This window comes from Selenomonas sp. oral taxon 149 str. 67H29BP, assembly GCF_000146365.1.
Lineage (GTDB): Bacteria > Bacillota > Negativicutes > Selenomonadales > Selenomonadaceae > Centipeda > Centipeda felix.
Genome location: NZ_GL397089.1, coordinates 1 through 1,369 on the forward strand (window position 1 = coordinate 1; position 1,369 = coordinate 1,369).

Sequence of the window (1,369 nt, forward strand, 5' to 3'; positions counted from 1 at the left end):
TGATGTTGTATAAATAAAGTTGACAACTTCTCTGCAAGGATTTTAGATAAAGTCAAAGAGGAGAAGGAGAGATCAAAATGGCAACAAACAGACAATACGATCACGAATTTAAGGTGCAGGCAATCAAGCTGGCGCAGGAAATCGGTCAGGCGAAAGCCGCCAAAGAGCTGGGAATTTCCAAGAACACAATGTATACATGGATGCGTGCTCATCGGCTTGGATATTTGGATCTTGGGTGTGGCACGCAAACACCGCAGAGTGCCCTAAGTCTGCACGAGGAACTCGTACAGCTTCGTGCACAACTCAAAGCACAGGAGAAGGAAATTCGACGGCTAAAGAAAGAGAATGACTTTCTGGAGGAAGCAAGCGCTTTTTTCGCCGCGAGCCGTCTGAAGTCAACAAAAACGAACGCATGAAGTTGATTGCGTTCAAGACCTCAGATGGCGCCCTCAAAGGAAATATCAGCTTCTGCTGCAAGATGCTCCATGTCACGAGACAGGGATTTTATCAGTATTTGACGAGCAAAGACCGCCCATGGAAATATCAGGAACTTGCCGACGCCATGATGCAGATTCATGCAGAGGACGAATGCAACGACACCTACGGAAGAATCCGCATGTATCAGGCACTCAAGATCAAACAGCCGGAAGGCGTCCGTATTCCGAGTGAACGAACTGTTTACCGTGTTATGGAAGAGATTGGCTTAAGTCATCGCCCCAATCATAGACCGAACGGTATCACCAAAACAGATCATAAGGCACAGATGTCAGAGGATCTCATGGGGCGCGATTTTACTGCCGACACACCTCTTTCCAAGTGTGTCACTGACATGACAAAGATTCCGGCGTATGACGGAAAACTCTACATTTCAGCACTCTTTGACTGTTATGATGCCAGCGTGCTCGGACTGTCTATGGACACGAACATGAAGGCTTCTCTATGCGTAAGGATGCTGGATAACGCTATGCTCTCCTACCCAAAGCTCAGGGGAGCAATCCTGCACTCGGATCGCGGCAGCCAGTATACGAGTCAGCTGTATCGGGAGGCAATTCATACCTATGGGATTCGTCAAAGCATGAACAGTGCCGGTGGACGCTGTCATGACAATGCGCGCTGTGAGAGTATGTGGGCGCGCATGAAGTCCGAGCTGCTCTATGGACGCTATGACACAAAGAAGATGACAATCGAAGAGTTGAAGGTACTGGTTTGGCGATACTTCATGAGCTATTGGAACAACCGTCGGATTTGTTCAACAAACGGGGGGCTTCCTCCGATGGTGAAGCGGCGTCAGTTCTATGACTCTATTGCCGCAGCTACTTAAGCGTTCATTCCCTTGTGAGAAATTTGTCAACTGTTCTTGACAATATCA

General features: G+C 48.1%; 2 protein-coding genes. Both read left to right on the forward strand.

Annotation, left to right across the window (positions count from 1 at the left end; genetic code table 11):
• The first annotated feature begins 77 nt into the window (after positions 1–77).
• Positions 78–416 carry a transposase gene (locus HMPREF9166_RS11590; protein ID WP_006696190.1) on the forward strand — a complete coding sequence of 113 codons (339 nt, stop codon included), beginning with the start codon at positions 78–80 and terminating at the stop codon, positions 414–416.
• The gene (locus tag HMPREF9166_RS11595) at positions 413–1,321 is read left to right on the forward strand and encodes an IS3 family transposase (protein ID WP_006696189.1); all 909 of its coding nucleotides are present in this window, start codon (positions 413–415) and stop codon (positions 1,319–1,321) included. The genes HMPREF9166_RS11590 and HMPREF9166_RS11595 overlap by 4 nt, the downstream gene beginning before the upstream one ends.
• The last annotated feature ends 48 nt before the right edge of the window (positions 1,322–1,369 follow it).

Bases quoted from the DNA above. Each gene is read 5' to 3' on its own strand.
- HMPREF9166_RS11590 (WP_006696190.1), top strand. From the start codon at position 78: ATGGCAACAAACAGACAATACGATCACGAATTTAAGGTGCAGGCAATC.
- HMPREF9166_RS11595 (WP_006696189.1), top strand. From the start codon at position 413: ATGAAGTTGATTGCGTTCAAGACCTCAGATGGCGCCCTCAAAGGAAAT.